This is a genomic window from Mesorhizobium sp. B1-1-5, from assembly GCF_006443065.1.
GTDB lineage: Bacteria > Pseudomonadota > Alphaproteobacteria > Rhizobiales > Rhizobiaceae > Mesorhizobium.
On record NZ_VFWS01000641.1, the window covers coordinates 1 to 1,052 of the forward strand.

At 62.4% G+C, this 1,052-nt stretch carries 1 protein-coding gene; it reads left to right on the top strand.

All coding sequences use genetic code 11. The features are described from left to right. The coding region (locus FJ980_RS34005) for an aldehyde dehydrogenase family protein (RefSeq protein ID WP_140547708.1) at nt 1–1,052 on the top strand (1,052 nt) is incomplete at both ends.

Genomic DNA, 1,052 nt, shown 5'->3' on the forward strand with positions numbered 1-1,052 from the left:
CCATGGAGCCGCATCACGCCCAGCGAACGTGGACGTCTCATCTGGAAACTGGCGGATCTGCTGGAACAGAACGCCGATGAACTGGCCGAACTGGAGGTTCTCAACAATGGCAAGCCGCTTGCCAATGCCCGGAATTCCGACGTCGCGCTCAGCGTGGATATGTTCCGCTACATGGCGGGCTGGGCGACCAAGATCACAGGCGAAACCATTTCGATCTCTGCGCCGGACAAGTACCATGCCTTCACGGTGCGCGAGCCGGTCGGCGTCGTCGGGCAGATCATTCCGTGGAATGCGCCACTGCTCATGCTGGCCTGGAAGGTAGCTCCGGCGCTGGCCACCGGCTGCACGATCGTGCTCAAGCCGGCGGAGCAGACGCCGCTGACGGCGCTGCGCTTCGGTGAACTGGTCCAGGAGGCCGGCATTCCCGCCGGCGTGATCAATATCGTGACCGGTTTTGGACCTACGGCGGGCGCAGCGATAGCCTCGCACCCCCAGATCGACAAGGTTGCCTTTACGGGTTCCAGCGAGGTCGGCCGCATCATCGTCAAGGCTGCCGCGGGCAATTTGAAGAAAGTGTCGCTCGAATTGGGAGGGAAGTCGCCCGTCATCGTCTTTCCCGATGCTGACATGTCGGTTGCCATTCCCGGTGTCACGCAGGGCATTTTTGCCAATAGCGGCCAGGTCTGCACCGCAGGATCGCGGCTGTTCGCCCACAAGAAGGTGTTCGACCAGATCGTGGATGGGATCGGCCAGCGGGCGGGGAACATCCGCGTTGGTCATGGCCTCAGCGAAGGCGTCCAGATGGGGCCGGTCATTTCCCCGGTCCAGTGCGACCGCGTCATGAGCTATATCGAGCAGGGCAGGAGCGCCGGTGCAACGGTGGCGTTTGGCGGCACGCGGATAGGCAATGAAGGCAACTTCATTGCGCCGACGGTGCTGACCGATACCCGACCCGACATGGCGGTGGTGCAGGAAGAGATTTTCGGTCCTGTCCTGTGCGCCATGAGCTTCGATGACGACGACCTGGAACAGATCGCGCGGCAGGCGAATGA